We start from the raw sequence: 3,123 nt of genomic DNA, 5'->3' as shown, positions 1-3,123 counted from the left end.
CGCCCCGGCACCAGCCGCCCCGACCCGAACCCCGGCCCCGGTCCGGCGGCGCCCGCCGCCCCCAGCGGCCCGCCTGCCGGCCATGAGCCGCCCGTCACGAGTACCGAGTCGGTGGCCGCCACGGCTACCGGTGCCCGGATCCCCTCGCAGAAGGAGCACACGCCCGTGAACAGCCATGACACCCCTCGGCCCACCGTGCCGACACCCGCACCGCGTGTCGCCGGCGGTGCGGTGCGGCCGGCGGGGCGGCACGCCACGAACATCACGCTGGGCCAGTACCTGGTGGAGATGACCAACGCCGCCCTCGCCGCGATCACCGCGGGCGAAAAGGCCAAGGACATCACCCAGGGCGCCGCCAAGCTTGCCAAGGCGCTCAACACGCTGGCCGAGGAGCTGGCCGACGCTCACCACCTCGACCCGCGCCTGATCGCCCAGGTCCAATCGCTGGCCGAAGACGTCGGGCGCATGGAGGGTTTGGCGCGCACCGCGTCGACGGCCTGCGACACGGCGGTGGTCACGGCGGTGCAGGCCGCGCAGCAGACGGGCCGCACCTACCAGGCCGACCTCGACGCGATGGCCGACGGCGGCACCGCCCACGCCTCGGCCGCCACCCACCACCAGTGAAGGAAACCCAGCGATGAGTGACACCACGACCGGGAACTACGCCGACTTGCAGCGGGTGCTGCTCCATGTCCAGGCCGCGATGGACGACCTGTCCGATGACATGGCCCTGCTGCGGCGGATCATGGCGAACACCGCCGTCCGCGTCGACCAGGTCGCCGACGCCATCGCCGACGCCGACGTCGACCAGCAGTTCGTGGGGCTGACCCAGCAGGTCGCCGAGGCCCTCGGCAGCGCCGTCCACCACACCCGCAACCTGTCGGAGGCCGGCGGCGAGGCCGCCGCCCAGACCGCCGCGACGAGGCGGATGCACGCCTCGATGTACGGGGCGCTGGACCAGGTCCGCACCGGCCGGAAGCACAAGACGCCCAAGCCCGGCTTCTTCGCCGACTGAGTACCCCCGCTCCACCCGCCGGCCGGGGCCGGCCCGCAGCACGCGGGCCGGCCCCGACCCGCGAGCTGTCCCCCACCCGACCCCCCTCTAGCTCGATTCGGAGACCTGCCCGTGTACCTGCCGCGCGCCGTCGCGCTGGAACGCCTCGCCTGCACCCTGGCCGCGCCGGTGATCTGCGCGGCCCCTAACCACTCCCCCGCCGGTCTGACCACCGCCGGCATCGCCGTGCTCGGTGCGGCCGGCCTCGGCAACGCCGTGCACGCCGCCCGCAGCCGCACCCCCGGCTCCGGGCAGCGCATCCTGCGCAGCCTCCCCTTCGCCCTGGCCGCCGCCGTCGACGTCACCGCACTGTGGACCCCGGGCTGGGGCCCGTGGAACGCCGACGCCCTGGCCGCCGCCGGCTGGGCGGTGGCGTGCGGGGCGCTGGCTCCCTTCTCCCGCACCAGCCGCGGGCACCGCTCCGCGCCCGCGGTGCGACCCGCGCTCGCAGCCGCCCCGTCCGCCGACGAGCCGTACGAGGAGGTGCCGGTGGTGGAGGAGGCACTGGAGCCGCTGCACCCCGAGGACGGAGCACCCCTCTACACCCGCTCTGCCCGCGAGCTGTGGGAGCGCGCCGGCCTGCCCGGGGGCACCCTGCTGGTCAAGGCCATCCCCCACCCGGACACCGAGCACGACCTGACGATCCTGCTGCGCTCCCGCGAGCCCGGCCGGCCCATCGGCAACCTCACGCCGGCGGCGGTGGCCGCCGCGTTCGTCGTCATGGAGCAGGACGTCACCCTCGCCCCCGTCGAAGCCCAGCCCGATGGCCGACAGAGCGGGCCCGGGTGGGTGCAGGCCCACATCACCCCCGACGCCAACCGACGCCGGACCACCGAACCGACCACGGAGCAGTGGTGGGCGGACCGCATCAGCACCGACCGCGGCCCCATCCCCGGCAGCGTGTTCGTGAAGAAGGTCCGCGAAGACCGCCGGCGCGTCACCCACTACATCGCCCAGGTACCCGACGAGATCGGCGAACCGCGCGTCAACCTCCACACCCTGGCCGCCGCGCTGAAGACGAAGTACGACGACGGCCGACTGTTCGTCACCATCGACGCCGACCACGTCCTGGTCTCGCTATGGGACACCAGCCCGCTCGCGCAAGAGTTCCCCGCCACCCGCGAGCTGCTCACCCCAGACGCGGACGGGCGGTGGGTGACCGGCTACCTCGGCAACGGCCAGCCCGCGAGGAACCGGGTCTACACCGACCGCGGCGCGGCCCACGGCCTGTTCGTGGCTCCCTCCGGCGGCGGCAAGACCCAACTGATGGCCCTGCATGTCGCCGCCGACGCGCTGTTCGGCGGCGTGGTGTGGCTGGCCACCGAAGCCCCCGACGAGAAGACCGCCGCGCTCGGCGAGCACACCGACCGCTACGGCATCGGCGCCCTGTACATGCTGCGGATGCTGCGGGCGCTCAACGCCCTGATGGAAATCCGCGGACAGATGCTGTGGGACGACGGCCGCCTGCACGACTGGGACCCCAAGGCCCCGGGCTGCCCCTACCGGATGCTGTCGGCCTACCTGGACGAGTTCCTCTCCGCCGCCCGCCACGGCACCTACGGCGAGGAAGTCATGGACCTCGCCGAGACGGTGTCGGTCAAGGGCCGCAAGTACGGCATCGGCATCAAAGTCGCCGGCCAGTCCATCTACGTCCAGGACGGTTTCACCCAACTGCTGTGCGAGAACCTGAGGGAGAACTGCATCCCGGTGATCCTCAAGGTCGCGGCGAAGAAGGTCGGCGACATGTTCCGCGCCCTGGGTATCGCCGAGGACCACATCCCCGCTCCCCTCCCCCGCAGCTTCTCCCCCGAGGAGAGGGGCCGCATCGAGCGGGTCATGGCCGGCGAGCCGGAGCCGCCGGCCGACTCCAACACCGGCGGCGCCGGCTGGATCGTCGAAGGCAAGCAGCCCGACGTCCTGCGCACCCTGTACATGAACTTCAAGACCGGCATCGACCACTACTTCCCCGACCTCGTCACCTCCCTCACCGATCACGAGATCGGCGAGCTTGAGCGCCGCGAGCTGTGGTTCGACTGGACCGAACCGCCCCGGCCCGGCGAGTTCCCCAC

Annotated in this window: 3 protein-coding genes; all 3 read left to right on the top strand. The window is 72.9% G+C overall.

The window, feature by feature from the left end; all coding sequences use genetic code 11:
- Positions 1-165: 165 nt before the first annotated feature.
- The gene (locus C6N75_RS18505; RefSeq protein ID WP_146132606.1) at positions 166-624 is read left to right on the top strand and encodes a hypothetical protein; all 459 of its coding nucleotides are present in this window, start codon (positions 166-168) and stop codon (positions 622-624) included.
- Positions 625-637: 13 nt separating this feature from the next.
- On the top strand, positions 638-1,015 hold the full coding sequence (locus C6N75_RS18500) for a hypothetical protein (protein ID WP_105870016.1): 378 nt from the start codon (positions 638-640) through the stop codon (positions 1,013-1,015).
- A 111-nt stretch (positions 1,016-1,126) separates the two neighbouring features.
- Positions 1,127-3,123, top strand: a 1,997-nt coding sequence (locus C6N75_RS18495; protein ID WP_105870015.1) for a P-loop NTPase family protein, incomplete at its 3' end; no start/stop codon positions are given.

Origin of the sequence: Streptomyces solincola, assembly GCF_002982015.1 — a bacterium.
In the GTDB taxonomy this organism is placed as follows: Bacteria; Actinomycetota; Actinomycetes; order Streptomycetales; family Streptomycetaceae; genus Streptomyces; species Streptomyces solincola.
The sequence above is the reverse complement of the archived record's forward strand: the minus strand, read 5'-3'. Positions and strand labels throughout refer to the sequence as shown.

What these genes read in the sequence shown, in the direction of transcription:
- C6N75_RS18500 (WP_105870016.1), top strand. Translation starts at nt 638, where the DNA reads ATGAGTGACACCACGACCGGGAACTACGCCGACTTGCAGCGGGTGCTG.